This is a genomic window from Oceaniferula marina, assembly GCF_013391475.1.
GTDB lineage: Bacteria > Verrucomicrobiota > Verrucomicrobiia > Verrucomicrobiales > Akkermansiaceae > Oceaniferula > Oceaniferula marina.
Window position 1 is genome coordinate 503,199 of sequence record NZ_JACBAZ010000001.1, and the last position, 17,911, is coordinate 521,109.

General features: G+C 49.7%; 14 protein-coding genes. 6 read left to right on the top strand and 8 right to left on the bottom strand.

What is annotated here, in order from left to right; translation table 11 throughout:
• Positions 1-174: 174 nt before the first annotated feature.
• The 3 genes from HW115_RS02055 to HW115_RS02065 all read left to right on the top strand — a co-directional run bounded on the left by HW115_RS02055 (position 175) and on the right by HW115_RS02065 (position 6,125).
• The gene (locus tag HW115_RS02055) at positions 175-3,771 is read left to right on the top strand and encodes an HzsA-related protein (protein ID WP_178930913.1); all 3,597 of its coding nucleotides are present in this window, start codon (positions 175-177) and stop codon (positions 3,769-3,771) included.
• Positions 3,772-3,955: 184 nt separating this feature from the next.
• Positions 3,956-5,077, top strand: coding sequence for a methylmalonyl Co-A mutase-associated GTPase MeaB (gene meaB / locus HW115_RS02060; protein ID WP_178930914.1), 1,122 nt, complete (start codon positions 3,956-3,958; stop codon positions 5,075-5,077).
• Positions 5,078-5,366: 289 nt separating this feature from the next.
• Positions 5,367-6,125 carry a PEP-CTERM sorting domain-containing protein gene (locus HW115_RS02065; RefSeq protein ID WP_178930915.1) on the top strand — a complete coding sequence of 253 codons (759 nt, stop codon included), beginning with the start codon at positions 5,367-5,369 and terminating at the stop codon, positions 6,123-6,125.
• A gap of 68 nt (positions 6,126-6,193) precedes the next feature.
• On the opposite strand, the gene HW115_RS02070 is transcribed toward HW115_RS02065, so the two are convergent.
• The 8 genes from HW115_RS02070 to HW115_RS02110 form a co-directional block, all read right to left on the bottom strand.
• Positions 6,194-7,141 carry a hypothetical protein gene (locus tag HW115_RS02070; protein ID WP_178930916.1) on the bottom strand — a complete coding sequence of 316 codons (948 nt, stop codon included), beginning with the start codon at positions 7,139-7,141 and terminating at the stop codon, positions 6,194-6,196.
• Between the two features lie 51 nt (positions 7,142-7,192).
• Complete coding sequence (locus HW115_RS02075; protein ID WP_178930917.1) at positions 7,193-8,119, bottom strand: glycerophosphodiester phosphodiesterase family protein; 927 nt, start codon at positions 8,117-8,119, stop codon at positions 7,193-7,195.
• Between the two features lie 192 nt (positions 8,120-8,311).
• Positions 8,312-9,139 (bottom strand): PEP-CTERM sorting domain-containing protein, encoded by an 828-nt coding sequence (locus tag HW115_RS02080; protein ID WP_178930918.1) that lies wholly within the window; start codon positions 9,137-9,139, stop codon positions 8,312-8,314.
• Between the two features lie 492 nt (positions 9,140-9,631).
• On the bottom strand, positions 9,632-10,363 hold the full coding sequence (locus HW115_RS02090) for a DNRLRE domain-containing protein (protein ID WP_227021219.1): 732 nt from the start codon (positions 10,361-10,363) through the stop codon (positions 9,632-9,634).
• Between the two features lie 192 nt (positions 10,364-10,555).
• On the bottom strand, positions 10,556-11,464 hold the full coding sequence (locus HW115_RS02095) for a phytoene/squalene synthase family protein (RefSeq protein WP_178930919.1): 909 nt from the start codon (positions 11,462-11,464) through the stop codon (positions 10,556-10,558).
• A 21-nt stretch (positions 11,465-11,485) separates the two neighbouring features.
• On the bottom strand, positions 11,486-12,328 hold the full coding sequence (ispE, locus tag HW115_RS02100) for a 4-(cytidine 5'-diphospho)-2-C-methyl-D-erythritol kinase (RefSeq protein WP_178930920.1): 843 nt from the start codon (positions 12,326-12,328) through the stop codon (positions 11,486-11,488).
• Between the two features lie 9 nt (positions 12,329-12,337).
• Positions 12,338-12,949 carry an HAD family hydrolase gene (locus tag HW115_RS02105; RefSeq protein ID WP_178930921.1) on the bottom strand — a complete coding sequence of 204 codons (612 nt, stop codon included), beginning with the start codon at positions 12,947-12,949 and terminating at the stop codon, positions 12,338-12,340.
• 145 nt (positions 12,950-13,094) lie between these two features.
• A complete protein-coding gene (locus tag HW115_RS02110) occupies positions 13,095-14,489 on the bottom strand; it encodes a UTP--glucose-1-phosphate uridylyltransferase (RefSeq protein ID WP_178930922.1) in 1,395 nt (464 codons plus the stop codon).
• Positions 14,490-14,702: 213 nt separating this feature from the next.
• Here HW115_RS02110 and dnaX point away from each other — a divergent pair, with 213 nt between their 5' ends.
• The 3 genes from dnaX to tgt all read left to right on the top strand — a co-directional run bounded on the left by dnaX (position 14,703) and on the right by tgt (position 17,911).
• Complete coding sequence (dnaX, locus tag HW115_RS02115; RefSeq protein ID WP_178930923.1) at positions 14,703-16,331, top strand: DNA polymerase III subunit gamma/tau; 1,629 nt, start codon at positions 14,703-14,705, stop codon at positions 16,329-16,331.
• A gap of 35 nt (positions 16,332-16,366) precedes the next feature.
• On the top strand, positions 16,367-16,672 hold the full coding sequence (locus tag HW115_RS02120; protein WP_178930924.1) for a YbaB/EbfC family nucleoid-associated protein: 306 nt from the start codon (positions 16,367-16,369) through the stop codon (positions 16,670-16,672).
• A 72-nt stretch (positions 16,673-16,744) separates the two neighbouring features.
• Positions 16,745-17,911: a tRNA guanosine(34) transglycosylase Tgt gene (gene tgt / locus HW115_RS02125; RefSeq protein WP_178930925.1), complete on the top strand. Its 1,167-nt coding sequence runs from the start codon at positions 16,745-16,747 to the stop codon at positions 17,909-17,911.

Genomic DNA, 17,911 nt, shown 5'->3' on the forward strand with positions numbered 1-17,911 from the left:
TTCAACCACTCATCTCAAGGGGCGGGCCAATGGGCTCGCCCCTTTTTTCATACCTATTGATCACTCATCCCTTAGCAAGCTATCCAGATTTGAATATAAACAAAGATTCTATATAAACGGCAAAAATATAGTACAACGGAGCGTATTTGTCATCGATCTAAGCATTTTAATAAAATGAAAACAAACAGCAGGCTATCTAGGGCATATTCACTCATTATCGCCAGTATTCTTTCCATCTGCTTCAACCTAACAGCATGGTCTGAGCAAAAAAACATCTTAGCGGACATCGACGCCCCCCTGCTCTTTACAAAACGTCACTCCTATAAAGGGATTCACATTTACGATGCTTTTTACAAGTGGCCTCCCGGAGGAGGCGGTATCTATATCATCGACAACACCCATCAAGCTCCGTCGGAGTGGAAAGAGCGATGCCTCATAGGTGAAGGAAGCAAAGTCACGCTAGGTAAGGGGCTTTATACTCATCCTGAATTATCTTGGGACGCAAAACGCCTGCTCTTCTGTTATAAAGGTGAGCCTCAAGGAAACACCTGCATTTATGAAATCAACATCGACGGCTCCGGCTTACGACAAATCACCAACCCTGAAAGCTGCGGCATCAGCTTCAAGGGAACAAATAAAAGAGCCGGAATGCACGACCTCGCGCCAGCCTACTTACCCGATGGCCGCATTGTCTTCCTATCTACCCGGGCTGCCGGACTGGTTCCATGCAATAATTCAGGAGTGACTTTGCTCCACGTAATGAATGCAGACGGGTCAGATATCCACCCGATCTCCGTCAACTCGGAAAACGAATTCGATCCCTGCGTCTTGCCGGATGGCCGCATCATTTTCGGGAGATGGGAATATATCGATAAAAATGCTCTGACCGTCCAATCACTATGGACCGTCCACCCGGATGGAAGCAATGAAACCGCTCTGTTTGGAAACAACATGACCTTCCCCGAGGCCTGTATCGACCCTCGCCCGGTGCCAGGAAGCCACCTCATTGCGACAACTCTGTCCAAACACAACGCCGCGCCAAGAGGAACCGTCGCCTACATCGATCCCTTCAAAGGTAAAAACAACCCTGAGGCCATTTTCAATTTCATTACTCCCAGTAAACCAACCGAGGATCGAGGTAATTCCTGTGAGCCCTATCCACTCAACGAGCGATGCCTCCTGGCAAGTGGGCGCCCCAAGGGGCAAAAACGCAACGTGATTGAATTTCTTGATAAAAACGGCACACGGCAAACGCTGATCTCAGACCCATCGATTTGCTTGCACGACCCGATGCTGGTCAAAGCCCGGCCCACCCCCCGTATTCTCCCAACCTTGACAGACCGCAGCAAAAAGACAGGTCAGTTTTTCGTCCAAAATGTCTATGAAGGGTTAAAGGGAATTAAACCTGGTGAGGCCAAGTGGTTGAGGGTCGTTGAAGAAAGCTCGCGAGTGAGCCCTAGCCCGCTCAGCAAGACTCCATACAACCAAACGTTCCTTGTCAGCGGTGCTTTGGCATTCGCCGCAAAAATCTATCATGGCATGGTTCCGATCAATGATGACGGATCCATTTACTTCGAAGCCCCATCAGGTCGGCTTCTCTACTTCCAGGTTCTCGACAAAGATAAACGCTTGATCCGCAGCATGCGCACCTTCATTCAAGCAGCACCAGGCGTCACACGTTCCTGTATTGGTTGTCATGAAGATAAAAGCAATACCCCCTCGCTTGCTCAAGGTCGGTCAACGACCCTCCGGGGAAAAGCCGCCAAGCTTCAGGATGAATCATGGGGGAGCGGGTACATGGATTACCCCAGCATGATTCAACCCATCTGGGACAAACATTGCATTGACTGCCACGGGGGAGAAAAAGGATTCGCAGGCCGGCTCGACCTCACAGGAGGATGGACAACTCATTTCAATAACAGCTACGAAAACCTGATCGACCGCAAGCACACTCAGTTGGTTGCCCACTATATTTCAGGTATTGATTCGATGAATGGAACAGCCCACTACTCGAACCAACTTTTCCCTCCCCGCTCACACGGTTCGGCAACGGCCCCATTGGCCAAGGTGGTCATGTCGGAGCACCATGGAGCCAAACTCAGTCAAAAGGAAAGAGATCTGGTGATGGCTTGGATCGACAGCAACGGCATCTATTACGGGAACTGGGATTATACGGATCACGGCTACACGTCCAATGCAATCAACAATACCTACCAGAATCTAAGTAAGGCCATCCAAGCTGCTAAATGCACCCAATGCCATGAGAAAAGTGTCACCCGCGACTGGATCAACTTAAGCCACCCCGAACTTAGCCGCATACTAAGAGCGCCTCTAGCAAAAGGGCCGCAAGGCTATGGCTTGGCTCTATGCAAAGACACCCGGGTCGACCCCTTAAGGAAGAGAATTACCTTGCTTCGCAGTGGCCGCTACGAACATGCGGTCAAACCGCTCAGCTATTTCCCCAAAAAGAAAATCCCCAAACTGAATGAAGAAGCTCCCTCGTACGTCAGTTTTAAAAACACCGATGATCCGTCTTACCAACAAATTTTAAACATCATCCATACGGGCAGACTTGAAGCCCTGAAGTCACCCCGCATCGACATGCCTGGAGCCGTCGCCATTGCCGGAGAAGACAGGATGCTGATTGAACCTGATGTTCCCGTATCCGCCCCACCCTTGCAGGCTGAATACCAAAGCCCGCAAGGACTGAGGCTCCACTGGAGCCGAACCGCAAAAAACATTGGGTTAAAAGCTGAAATCCATCGTAGTAACAAGCGGGCATTCACCCCGAATGAAGAGACGCTTATCGCCGAAACACTGACAAATCACCACATTGACCAGCATCCCAGAAACGCAAGTCCATACTACGCATTGGTGCTCAAAGACAAAGAAGGCAAACGAAGCAAACCAAGCTACATCGACACACAACAAATCCACCCAGAAATCCTTGTAGCCTCGAAGGGACTCGGGGCCATCAGGATAAAGAATGGCAAGGTCACTCAGACCTATAAAACTCCAGGGATCTGCCAGGATGCCTGGCAGCTTCTGGACGGCTCCGTCATTGCCTCAGGAAAATCGGGCTTACGAAAATACAAAGCTGACGGCTCCTTGTTGTTTGAATACCTCGCGACCAACAAACAAAGTGAAATTCATACATGTATGCCTCTGGCTGACAATCGAACACTGATTGCTGAAAGTGGCCCGGCTCGTATTATCGAACTCGACCACACAGGAAAACCACACAAAACCATCCCCGTAGATGCCATCAAATTGAAGCACCCGCACAAACAGATGAGAGGCGTCAGGAAAACAAAAAGTGGAGATTACCATATTATTTCCACCTACGAGAAACGCCTGCTGATCCTCAACTCAAACGGCAGCCTCAAAAAAGAAATCAACCTGAAAAACCATCCGAGTCCAAAACCAACAGCCGCGCTGCATTCCATCGTGCCTCTCCCCCAACATCGCCAATTGATCGGAACCTCCTACGGCAGCTCATTTGTTATCCTAGACGAAAACCAAGGTGTCGAGTGGGAGTTGACACCTGAAGACGTGCCCGAACTGGGAATGAAGTATGCGGCAGGCGCCCATGTCCTTCCCAATGGCAACCTGATCTGCACAAGCTACAACAGTGACTACCCCATTTTCGAAATCACACCGGATAAACACATCGTCTGGAAAATCAAAGCCTCTTCGGAAATAGGGCAACCTCTGCATGTGCAAGCGGTTAAAGATCCGGGAAACCCAGCGAATTTTGAATTGCTGAAATAACGTACATCCCTCTCCTTGCCAGTTCCTTGATCACCTGCTGTTGATCAACATGGTGATTGCTGGTCAACGGTGAATCCCCTCGCTGTTGAACCATACCATGAAACCCTGAGTGCGACCCCAATAGCTACCAACCCATCAACGGTATAATCTTGCATTTGACAAGCGAGACTTATAATCAGAGGGCATGCCGCGAAAGATCAAACCAGAATGGCAACCCGAAGACGCTGATGAACACCACCAGTATGCAGGATTTGTCGCCCCCGGAGTCAGCGGGGGCCACGACGGCATGCCCGGCCCCTCGCCATCAGCCCGCAGACGACCACTGAAAAAACGCCGAAAACTCAGCCTGGATGATTTTGAAAAAGGGATTCTGGATTCGAATATCAGTGTGCTTTCCCAAGCGATCACCCTGGTCGAGAGCAATAACCCTGAACACGAAAAAACAGCTCAGGCACTACTCCAGCGCATTCTTCCTAAGTCAGGCACATCCATCCGCATCGGCATCACCGGCGTGCCCGGTGCCGGGAAAAGCACCTTGATTGAAAACATGGGCTGTATGCTCTGTGAAATGGGCCACCGGGTTGCAATCCTCGCGGTGGACCCCTCAAGTAGCGTCACCGGTGGTAGCATTCTCGGAGATAAAACCCGGATGGAGAATCTGGTTAAACAACCCAACGCCTTTATCAGACCATCACCATCGGGTGGATCCCTCGGAGGTGTCGGACGTAAAAGTCGGGAGACCATGCTGCTCTGTGAGGCTGCAGGCTACGACGTCATTCTTGTGGAAACCGTCGGCGTGGGGCAAAACGAAGTGACAGTCCGTTCCATGGTTGATTTCTATCTTCTGATCATGCTCTCCGGTGCAGGCGACGAGTTGCAAGGGATGAAAAAGGGCGTGATTGAGATCGCAGATCTGTTAGCTGTCAATAAAGCCGACGGCAATAACATTCAGCCTGCGCGTCTAGCGGCTGCCGAATACGGGCGGGTTCTCGAGTTTCTCCAACCCGCCACCCAGGGATGGAAAACAAAAGCCACAACCTGCTCGGCCTTTGAGCGTCCTACGCTCGAAGATCTCTGGAAAATCATTCTGGAATTTGTCGAAACCACCCACGCTTCCGGCGCGCACGACGGAAGGCGCAAGGACCAATCCATCCAATGGATGCACTCGATGATTGAGGAAGAACTGCGAAACCGCTTCCTCCGGAGTGAAAAAATTCAACAATTACTGCCCGATATTGAACATCAGGTTGCCAACAACACCCTGCCTGCGACGTCGGCGGTCTACCAAATCATGCAAGAAATTTGATAGTGGCTTATCCTTTCCATGCTCGATTTATGAACTCGAATGTATCGGAGCGATGATGAGGTAAAACCAAGCTGTGACTGATTCAAAGATCCATATTTGAACATTTCGGTCCATGAGGCGCTATTTTTTCTTTATCAACAGCTGTCGTTTTGTTCAAAATGAACCGTCGCATCTAGTTTGAGACGCTCTTCATTCCACAGTAACCCTTCTGAGTAAGAAGGAAACCATGTGGATCGAGTCAAATCCATCCGATCTCCCCTAGCCTTCACTCAACCTCTTTTATCCCACCATGAATTCAATAAGCAAGCTTGCCGTATTTGGATCGTTGCTCGGACTCAGCCTGGCAAACCCAGTCAACGCAGCCATCACACTTGTCTCGGAAAGCTTTGACTATCCTGATGGCAATCTGGCTGGCAACAATACGGGAACCGGTTTTTCAGATGCCTGGGGAAGCGGAAATTTCACAGTCCTCAATGGTGCGGCCTATTCGAATCCTAATTCATCTACTCAGAACAGCACACAAAACCGAAGCCTCAACGGATTTTCCGAAACAACATTCACACTTAGCCTCGACTACACGGTTGTGGCCAATGTCGAAGGCTCTTACGACTTTCATGTCGTCCTGCTCGACGATTCAGGACAAACCTTGTTCAGCCTCGGCAACCGAAACAACCAAGGTTCTACCGGGGAGTTCTATGTAGCAAGGCTCGGAACAAACAGCGCCGGGAACGCGCAAAGCGCATACAAACTGGGAGGATCAGAAACCTTCTCAGACACCATGACGGTTGATTTTTCCATTTCTGGCACGTCCGTCACTGCCAACCTGAGTTCGGTCGCGTTTCCCAGTATGAACACTGTACTCAACCGCTCAGACTTCGCGGCAGCGATTGATTTTACGTCCGGAGGCACACTCCGCATCGAAAAGAGCGGCCTCGACGGAATGCAAATCACCACCGACAACATTCTTATCACTGCGGTTCCCGAACCCAGTTCCTCGATTCTGATGGCTATGGCAGGATGCACGCTGCTTGTCCGACGCCGACGCTAAGCGCGGCTCAGCTGGACGGCGAAGACTCCAGAACTGAATCACATGCTTGCTGCACGTTTCTAAACCACTTATTTTCTTTTGAAAATGAGAACCGCACGATCATCATAACTGATATACCCCTTTTTAAGGCCTTTTGTGGCTGGTGTTTTGATTCGAAGAGGATCATTTTTGAGTAATTGCTTCAGCAACAGCTCATACTCTTTTACAGACGCGTTTTCAGGAATATTCAAGTATCCATCAGAGCTTAGCTCAATAACTTTAGGGTTAACTTCAAATGTCCAGCTTTTGATTTTATCTTTGGGTATGTTAAAGCCATCAATCACCCAATATTGAAATGGCTCAATGGCATTGATATTGTTTTGATAATGTGACTGAGCTTTCAAAAGAGGCATCATATACTCTCTAGCAATGTCTTTCTCTTTGATTTCAGCATCTGATAGTTTTAGTTTTTTGATTATATTGCTTCGTAGTTCACTACATATTTCATCAACCAATTTTTCTTCGTCATTATAAATGATGCCGTCTACCCTGGCTTTACAGTCACCTAAGGCAACGAGCTCTCTGCTATTGAAGTTATACCAAATAAGGCTAGCAGAAGGACGGAATACAGGGTCATTTTTAAAATCAATGTCAGGATACTTGCTGTAGAATTTTTTGTATTCAGCGTTGATTCTATCCAATATATATTCCTTGTTTTTATTAGGCGGTATAGAGGTGAAAACTCTATGGATAATATCCCGGCTTATTCGCCCACCTTTTTTCCCCTTATATTTTTCGCCTGACTTATCTGTGGCTCCATCAAAAACGGCCATGTAAGACCCGTTGTAGAAGAGACCATCTTCACATACGGCATTCCACTCTTCACCTGCCCCTATTTTGGATTGAATGTGATATTCAATTGATCCTTGAGGGACGTCATCATTCACTACTTTGTCATATTGAAGATTTTCGTCAGCACAAAGATGAACCATGCTACACAGACTGAGCACATGAATTAAAGAACTTCTCGTTTTCATTGAAGGTTTCGTCGTTGACTCGAAATCACACCATTGAGATGATGGTTAAAATCAATGGCGGTCAATTGCTTTAAGATACTTGATAAGATCTTCTGCTTTATCGGTCATGATAATTGAAAAGCCTCTGTCTAATAATTCCCCCCAAACTTTTTCAGGAGCGACAGCTGTATTTCTATCAACAAACCCACCATAATTGCTTACCCTTAATGTGAGTGCCCAGGTTCTGATATTTAGTTTATTGAGGGCCTCAATCATCTCCTTCGAAACCGCAGGGTGGTCTAAGCTATTAAAACCAATATCAAATGAAGATGATGAAAGTGTATCTATATGACTTTGATAATACTCGATCCCATTGCTATTTTTTGGCCAAGCAAGTGTGCTTCTACCTTTCCGAAAATTGAAACGGGGAACGTAATGTATTTTAGGATATTTCTTCGTTATTTTTTCAGCCTCTTCAAGTGAGTATGACCCTCGGTATAAAATAATACTTTCACAGCCAACCTTCTTGATAACCGGCATACACTCTTCAATCGATACCCCCTTTAAGTCCAGATCAACATAGATTTTATCTTTGCAGCAGCGAAGAGCCTCCTCAAGAGTGGGCACCCGCTCATCCATCAATTCACGTGTATGTTTTTTAAGGCGCAGAGATTGTATTTTTTCCAAAGTTAAACTCGAAACATTTCCTTTTCCATCCGTGGTTCTTCTTACATTAGAATCATGCATTAACACCAATTGACCATCCTTGGTTCGTCTAACATCAACTTCAACGGCATCTACCCCACCAGCGATGCAATCTTTAATGGAGGAAATTGAATTTTCTGGGTTGCTTTTATAGACCGCTCGATGAGAAACGACAAAAACATGCTGATCATATTTCGTAATATCTCGTGGTTTGGAATCACCTGCCACTAACGGAAGTGAAATACTCCAAAATACGGCGGCCACCATTACATTTTTAACTGTGTTACTTATCATATCATTGTATTGAATTCATTATCACTACACCTAGAATAGAGGGGAAAGCATTACACGCTCGTTTCATCCACGACCAATCATCATGCCTTAAAACCATATACAAAATGCCCCGCAAACAAAACGCCTCGTTCCCAACGAGGCCTTTGAACTCGTCATCATTGCAACTCGAGGAACTCGGCGTTGTTATCTAGATTATTTACTACGGCGCAGAATCAGGGCGATGCCGCCAAGTCCCAACAAGGCTGCGGAAGAGGGCTCTGGGACGGGCGCGTATTTGGCTGAGAGTTCGTTATGAATGGTATTAATTTCAGCATCAGTCATCGACGTATCGTAGATTCGGATCTCGGCAATATATCCATTAGCCCAGTCTTTCGTTGAATCAGTGACATTTGAGAATGCTCCCAAATTCAAGCGGTCTAGATTAGCCGCATTAGCCGTAGTGCCGTGGGTTCCGGTTAGAATCGCTGATCCATCCAATTGCATAACCACCGCATTGGTTGCATTTTGCCCTGATACAATACTGAAAACATGATGATCCGAGTCAGCTGCGTCTCCACTAGTGTCGATGTTCGAACCATCACCAACACGCGTTCTCCAATCTGAGCCAGAGATCGCTAGACGTAACCGGTTGTCGCCAGAGTCGACTGTATTATTCTGAGCAGAAAGTAAATACCTCGTATTGGAATAAGAGACAAACTGCCCCACTACAAAAACAGTCATCTCCGCCGTATTCGGCGTTGTGCCGGCTAGCGACGTATCTTGTAAGAAATCATCAACGCCATCAAATAACACCGCAGCGTGACCACTTCCGTTGTAATTCGTTTCATAGCTTGGTGCCGTGCTTGCTGAAGCCCCACTTTCTAAACCAAAGACGTTACCGCTAGCTGAATCAGTCCAGGAGGTTACGTCAGCTCCTTGTGTTAATCCGAGATCATCGGCTGTGAGCTGTAGATATAAGGCCGCTTGAGAAGAAACGGTCACGGTTACCGCAAGGGCAGTTGATATTAGCTGTGTTTTCATTTTAATAATTATGAATTCGATTATTTCGTTGAGTGGTTTCAACCATAAGGTCATCCGCATCAGATCAATCTACTGAGAAGTGACTTCACTACTAATATCCCGATTCTCAAAACGTGACAAAAAATCACTCATCGGGAGAAAATTTTCAGGATTCCACAATTTACAAAAAAGCCCAAATGCTCACTCTTGATCATGCTGCTCACTGAGCCCCTAGCGTACAGGAGCGCTCCAGCCTCCGCACGGTGAGTTGCCACTAACACAGCGTCGCGGCATCCGTCAAAAGTTAATGTTAGACAATCCTCCCCCCCCAAAGCTTCAAGGCTCAAGCAACCGTCAAATACAAATAAAAGGCCACTGCTGAACCATCTTAAACATGGATGGCATCATCTCATTTTCTAAATTTTCAGGCGCAACAAAAAGCTCCCACTTTGAAGCGGGAGCTTTGAACATGCAATTATCACACTGATCTAAAATCAGAAGTTACCATCTGACTTATTTCCTGCGGCGCATAATCAGAGCGATGCCGCCAAGACCAAGCAAGGCCACGGAAGAAGGCTCTGGGACAGCCAAGCTCAACGTCGAGCCGCGACTTCCAGACCCAATGCCTACGTCTTCCTTTGTATACCAGTTCATCGTATTATCATTGTCAGCAGAAGATAGATTGAACATGAAAGTAACAACATTTCCAGTGGTTAACTCCTTCGTAGCGTTCAAGAAACTCAAGAGGTCGGCATTGCCGGCACCAATATTGAACACTCCGCCATCAGCGGGTGATGCATTGAATGAAAGCAGCCCTGATGCGGATCCCGAGTAGAGATCATTCTCGTCCAAATGGTTTCCATGGCCGTTGCCAGCCGGGCGATCTGCACCTGTGAGGGTATCCTCACTCCAGTCATTGCCTGCAGCCGTGCCCTTGAGACCATAAAGAGTGAAGGCCGTGTTGTCGGGGATAGCGCCGCTCGTGCCGGCCGCAGTAAGGGTGAGTTGAGCACTTGTGATCGTTTGACCCGCGTAGGCCGAAAGGTCAAATTTGAGATAACCTATCCGCACATGAACGCCTCCTCCAATATCATATTTATTGGTGATTATTGTTTCAGCGCCGTGGATAACCGTATCAACATTGTGTGAGTAGCTATCGTCAGTGGGAGTCAGCACAGTAGCTGCATTACTCAAAGAGGGCAACGCCAGCAGAGCCAACGTAGTGATGAGAGGTCTTTTGTTCATGTTATTTTAGTAGTGGTTGTAAGTTCATTTTATATGGCGAGGCAACCATGAGATAAGCCTCTGTAGACCAGTCTACAGAGGCCTTCTTATCTACTAATATCCAGATTCTAAAAACGTGACGCTAATAATCACAAATAATGCCTCAGCCATCCCTGCAAAGACGACCGAGATCAGACAGCCCCCAAAGAATGCTTATAGAATAAAGGCATCCCAAGCACAACGATACACCTCGCTGCGTTGCACTTTGACCCCATGGCTCAAAGTCTCCCAATTGGCGACCTCCATCAAATCGAGTGTTCGCAAACCAATCAGGCCGGGTAATGCCGTGGCCATCCGTGTCCGACGGCCCGTTAACGATTGGGCATAGGCTTGTCCATCTTGCAAATACGCTCTCGCCCGTTCTCGCCATTGCTGAGAAGCATGCAACAAATCTTCGGTATCCTCTGGGTTCACCTTGGGCAGGTAACACCTTCCAACGTTTAAATCGTTCGGCAGGTCTCTCAGAATATTGATCAACTGCAGGCCTTTGCCGTAATTCCTCCCCCACTCCATGAGCTGACCTGAATCAGCCGTAGAAAAAGAATCCAGGGTATGGCAGCCAATCTGTGTCCAGAACTCACCAACACATCCAGCCACCATATAGCAATATTCCTCTAACTCTTCTCCCCCTGAGAAGCGAAAGCCCGCTTGCAATTCAAACCGCTCAATATCAAGCCGCTGTCCTCTTAAAATGTGCCCCATCACAGTGAGAACCGCTTGCTTTACAGAATCCGATTCCATTCCGTGCAACCACGACATCACCGCTTGCATGTGCGACAGCAACACGTTTTCTCCTCGGTGCTGCTGCAATGGCATCACCTCTTTGGAGAGACGTTGATACCAGTCCTCGTCAGTCCCTCCTTGAACGAGCTCAGCCATTCGATTGAGCATGTCCAGGCGAAGCTCTGCAGGCAAGCTCTCCGTGTCTGCCAATGTGTCACTCGCCCGAGCCAAGAGATACCCCAGGCTCACTGGTTCGCGCATTGGCTTGGGAAGAATACGCATACTCAGGTAAAATGACCTCGATACGTCTTTAAGAATCTTTGTGTCTAATGCAGGCATGGAACAATCATTCGGTTCCGTTCATCGGATCGTCACCATAGCACTCCACAGAGTCGGGTCGAGGCACTTTCTCGCACGATCCAGCAGCGACCCCGCCTGCCCCGAACTCAGAAAAGCCATCATGGTTGACCCCGAGCCACTCATCATCGCGGCGTCTACCTCCGCTTGCTCAAGCAGCCAGACTTTCATCTCCGCAAGAAAACGAAACTTCTCAAACACCGGTAGCTCCAGATCATTGACAATCTCACCCCACGGCAATTGCTGGGGAGCATACCCAACACCGGGCAAGGGTGACGCCCCCTTCCAGCGATTATACGCGTCCGGCGTATCGACCCCAAAGGCAGGTTTCAACAGCAAGATCTTCTGCCCGCTCAGTTCCGGACGATCCACCGGAGTCACGATCTCACCGCGACCTCCAATCAAACACGCCTGTTGATAAATAAAAAAAGGAACATCGGAGCCAATCTCGGCCCCCATCTCAGCCAAGGCATCTGGCGCCAGGCCGGAACCTTCAAGCTCATTTAGAGCAAGCAGGGCTGTCGCAGCATCACTACTACCACCTCCTAGCCCAGCCCCGTGAGGCACTTCCTTTTCCAAGCTCACTTTCCACCGACACTCTTTACCGCTGCGATCCTGAAAAAGTCGGACGGCTTTTGTCACCAGATTCGTCTCATCGACGGGGACACCTGAGGTATCACAGCATAAGCTGTAATGCTCTGATGAAGTGAAAATCAGACGGTCAGCCAGATCCAAAGGCACCATGAGGCTTTCCAAGTCATGAAATCCGTCACTCCGCTTACCCAAAATTTTAAGGGAGAGGTTGACCTTGGCCGGAGCCAGCCAATGGAGTTCGTGATTGGGCATAGACCGAGTCTAATGCATTTTTACGGGCGATGGAACACAAACCACCTGCATGCCGGCTGATTGGGCAGCCATAATTCCAGGGGCCGCATCCTCAAGCACCAGACAGCGCTCAGGCGCAATTTCGAGTCGAGAGGCCGTTTCCAGAAAAACATCTGGTGCCGGCTTGCCGCATTTCACGTCGTTTGCCGTCACCACCTCATCGAAAAGGTCACTCAGGCCGGTGATTTGCAGCGTTTTTTCCACCACCATTCGAGTTCCTCCGGAGGCTACGGCCATGGGGAGTTTCCCTCGCAGGCTTTTGGCAAAGTCCACCACTTCTTCGTTGATCTCAACTTGATCGAGATTACTCAGAAAAGCGGCCCGTTTGTCGACACAAACGGCCTCGGCATCAAGATGCAACCCGCACTCACCATTGATTTCCTCAACGATATCTTTGGTAGGGCGTCCGCCCATGGCATAGAAAACATCTTCAGGAAACACATTTCCGGCATGATGTTTTGCCAAGGCGTCACACCATGCAGCAAAATGAACCGGCATTGAGTCAACCAACGTGCCATCGAGATCGAAAATCACGGCATCATAACCGTCCTCTGGAATGTCAAGGGATGCGAATTGCGTCATTGCGATTGCGATATGCCTCCTTCATCACCATCTTGCAACAGCATAAATGATTCATTTTTGCCGATCGGCAATCGGAGACTAAGAATGAACCACTTACACCTTATCTTTTTTGAGGTGAATCCCTATTGCAAGTAGGCTAACAAAATTAAAGAGTCACCTCTTCATCCGTATATTTGCCGCCGGCAACCCACTTGGTTTCGCCTGATTCATTGATAAAGCTTACATTCCCAACGATCGTGACACCGTCGGCAAAGCGAACCGGTCCTTGGACCGTCAATTTTCCAGCTTGAACAAGCGAGGGCATCCCCAGACCTTCCAAGCTATCGACCAACTTGTATTCGTCACTCAGATCAATCACGGGAGGTTTACCATCGCGTTCGGCGACCAGGGCAATACGGCCATCTTCTGTGCGTTCATAGGCGTCGGATCGCAGGGCAAAAAGATCGGATGTGGTTTTCACTGGAGCAAATCGAGATCGGGGCACGCAAATCGCACCGGATCCGGGGAACGATTCTATGGCTGCTCCCATGGCTGTTTCGAGTTGATACACCTGTGTCGACTGTTTGTCACGGGGATCCACCGTCTTGGTGTTTTTGATCATCGGCAATGGAAGCACGCCATTTTCTTTTTCAAGCAACTCTTTCAATACATCCAAACGAATCCAGAGGCTGTTGGTATTAAAGTATTGATGTTTCGAAACATCCTGGAATTGCTCCAAATCTTCCTCTGGGCATTGGGCCACTTCACGCAGCAAAAGCTGCTCATCACTTGAGCGAACAGCAAGATGTCCCCCTTTTTTATCCGCTTCCGTGCGCCGGGTAGCTTCCATCAAGAACGGTTTACCACTTTCCGCAAAGTAACGAAGCAAGTTGGCATCCAGAATGGCCCCCAAATTGTCTGAGTTCGATACAAATGCGTATTTCACCCCTCCGGCCAGTAGGGCATCAAGCCATCCACTTCCGGCCAACGCAGCGTAAAGATCACCATGTCCGGGTGGACACCATTCCAAAGAAGGGTTCTTTTCCCAATCGACCGGCAACATCGAATTTACATCAATTTTGGGAATCTGATTCTGCATCATTTCGACGCTTTCGGCGCCAGCGAGATCATTCTCCTGATATGCCTCCATGTGCTCCAAGGTATCCTCGGACGTACTAAAGCTGTTCATCAGCAAAAAGCGAACTTTGCCTCCCGTGGTTTCCCGTAAATGGAGGATCTGCTGCGCGATGATATCAAGAAACGTGGTATCATCCTTCACAGGAAGTAGGCTTTTAGCTTTTTGAAGCCCCATGCTGGTCCCAAGGCCACCATTCAGCTTAATAACCACCGTCTGCTTTAACAGCTCGGGATCAAAAGCCTCACCGTCAACCGAGACATCCTCGAGCAAGGGCAAACTTTCACAAGGGCGAATGCTGTCCTCGGAAATCAAGCCACTTTCATTCAGGCAAAGTAGTTGATAGTTGCGTTCAAAGGCACGGATGGCAGCTTCACTCACAGAGGCAGCTTCCATCTTCTCTCTAAATGGGGAAAAATCACTCATAAGACAAAAATTGATGAAACGACGGGGCGGATCGCGGAGCAGGCAATAACCTGCCCCCCTGCGGATTACAACCATAATCAGGTAACGGCTGCGGTCACACTGTGGGATGAAGCAATCTTCCGGAAACCCCTCCCTTTGCCCCGCCCCTCCAGCCGAAGAAATATTTCACAGTTTCGTATTTTCAAACCGCACATCTCGATTACCCTATCCCGCGTGAGCTACCAGGTCTTTGCCAGAAAATACCGTCCAAAAACATTCAATGATGTACTTGGACAGGATCATGTCATCTCAACCTTGCGCAATGCCATTGAGCGAAATCGGCTCGCCCATGCATGGCTCTTTGTCGGCCCGCGCGGAACCGGCAAAACGACCACCGCCCGGATTCTCGCCAAAGCCCTCAACTGCCCGGAAGGCCCCAGCGCTGATTTCGACCCGGAATCTCCACTCTGCCGGGAAATTGCGGAAGGCACATCCCTCGACGTCATGGAAATCGACGGAGCTTCAAACAATGGAGTCGACAACGTTCGCGACCTCAGGGAAAATGTCCAGTTCACTCCAGCCCAGGGGAAATTTAAAATCTATTACATCGATGAGGTTCACATGCTTTCCACCGCGGCCTTCAACGCCCTGCTGAAAACGCTCGAAGAACCACCGGAGCACGTCAAATTCATTTTTGCTACCACCGAACCGAATAAAATCCTGCCCACCATCATTTCCCGTTGCCAACGCTTCGATCTTCGACCTATCCCGACCCCCACGATTGCAAAACACCTGCAACACATCGCCACCGAGGAGGGCGTTAAACTCGATGACCCGGCAGCGTGGGCCATCGCCAAAGGTGCAGACGGTGGCATGCGCGACGCCCAGTCGATGCTCGATCAACTCGTCGCCTTCTGCGGAGAAGAGATCACCGAGCAAAATGTGCTCGAAATCTTCGGGTTCACCTCTCGCGAAACCGTCGCATCTCTCACTACCCACTTGATCAAAAAAGACTCACCTGCAGCACTTGAACTGATTCACCAACAAGCGGAATCCGGCAAGGAACTCTCCCAGTTGCTCGGTGAACTCATCGGCTGCTTGAGAGCCCTTCTCGTTACCCGTCTCGACTCCCAGGCATCAAACGAAGGTTTTCCCGAAGAACTCTGGAAACCTCTGGTCGAAGCGGCCCAACCCATTCAAACCGACCGCATTCTCGCCTTGATCGACACCCTGGCCGACACCGAAGGCCGCATGAAGTGGGCCGCCAATAAACGCCTCCACTTTGAAATCGGACTGATCAAAGCCATTCAGACACTCAACGACATCAGAATCGGAGACGTCATCAAAGCTCTCGCCGGCGCCGGCCACGTCGAGCCCCCACCTACAGCTCCGGCGCCTACTCTCCCCGAAACAAGTCCTGATCCCCACTCCGAAACTCAAGCCTCCGCCCCCGCCAGCCCTGAAGTGGCCATGGAAGAGGCCATGGAAGAGGCTCCGAAAACCGAGCCCTCAAACTCCGAGGAGCCATCACTTGTGGCAGAACCAACGACCATTCCGGAATCAGCTCCCGCAAACCAGGCCACGTCGCCACCCACTGAATCGACAGCTCCGCCCGTCAACGAACCACCAGTAGAAAAAGTCGGTCTGGACGCTCTGATCGCCAGTGCCCCTGACGGTCCGCCCACCGCCACCATCCCAGTGGGAGAACTCCCACCCAAGGACACACCCACACCAGAAACTCCAGCGCCGGAACCAGAAGTTGTAGCCCCCCCCGAACCGGAAACTCCTGAAGAAGATGAATTTCATAACGACCCCCTGATCAAGAAAGCACTCGAAATTTTCGAAGGCACACTCAGAACCTAATCAACTAACTAACCCATTCACCAATCAACGATCCCATGGACCTCAACAAACTCATGCAGCAAGCCCAGCAAATGCAAGCCGGCATGCAAAAAACCCAGGAAGAACTTGCCGCCAAAACCGTCGAAGCCAGTGTTGGAGGCGGCAAGGTAACCGTCGTCGCCAATGGTGCCGGAGACGTTCAATCCATCAGCATCGACCCTGCTGTGGTCGACCCCGATGACGTTGAGTTTCTTGAGCAATTGATCCTCTCCGGAGTGCAGGAAGCCGTCACCAAAGGCAAAGACATGGCCGCAGGTGAAATGAAAAAGCTCACCGGAGGGCTTGGCATCCCCGGATTATAACTGACAGGACGGCTTGCCCCCCATCCGCCACTGATCAGCGCCCCTCCATAGGAGCGCCCCCTTCCCTATACCATGTCATTTCAAATCCACAGCAGCTGTGCCAATACCTCGGCGCGCACAGGAACCCTGACCACCGCCCACGGTGAGATTCCGACTCCGATCTTCATGCCCGTCGGGACACAGGGAATGGTCAAAACCCTGTCACCGGACGAACTCACCGATGTCGTGGACGCCCGGATTATCCTGGGCAACACCTACCACCTTTATCTCCGCCCAGGATTGGATGTCATCCGAAAAATGGGAGGCCTGCACAAGTTTTCCACCTGGGACAAACCCATTCTCACCGACTCCGGGGGGTTCCAAGTCTGGTCACTCGCCAAGTTAAGAAAGATCAGCGAACAAGGCGTTCAGTTCGCCAACCACCTCGACGGCTCTAAAACCATGCTCACCCCCGAGCTGAGTATGGAAATCCAGGCGACTCTAGGATCTGACATTGCCATGCTCTTCGATGAGTGCCCACCCTACCCCTGCGAGGAAAAATACGCCGCCAACTCCCTGGGGCTGACCTCCCGCTGGGCACAACGTTGCAAAGACTGGCACGTCGAAAATGCAGCCAAACACGTCCCCTGGATGCTTGGAACTGAACATGCAAAACTGGAAACTCACCAGCGACAATTGATCTTCGGCATCGTCCAAGGCAGCACATTCGCTGACCTGCGCGAGCAATCAGCCAAAGAACTGGTCTCCATCGGCTTCGACGGCTACGCCATCGGCGGAATCTCTGTGGGAGAACCCGAGCACGAAATGATTCGCGCTATCGATAATGCTGTCCCCTTCCTTCCTACAGATAAACCACGCTACGCCATGGGACTTGGCACCCCACCGCAAATGCTAGAGATGATTGCCCGCGGTGTCGACATGTTCGACTGCGTGATGCCCACCCGCGTCGCCCGGCATGGACTGGCATTCACTGAAGACGGCCCCATCCACATTAAAAACAAAGCCTTTGAGTTTGATGCCCGCCCACTAGACGAAACGACCCATCCGAGCCTGCAAAAATACTCACGCTCCTTTATCCGTCATCTGTTCCGTTCACGCGAAATGCTCTCTTTAAGATTGCTTTCCCTGCATAATCTGCATTTCTACCTGCGCCTTATGGCTCAAGCACGGGAGCACATCGCTGCTGGCACTTTTGAGACATTCAAGGACCACTTTATCAAACGCTACACTAAAAACTAA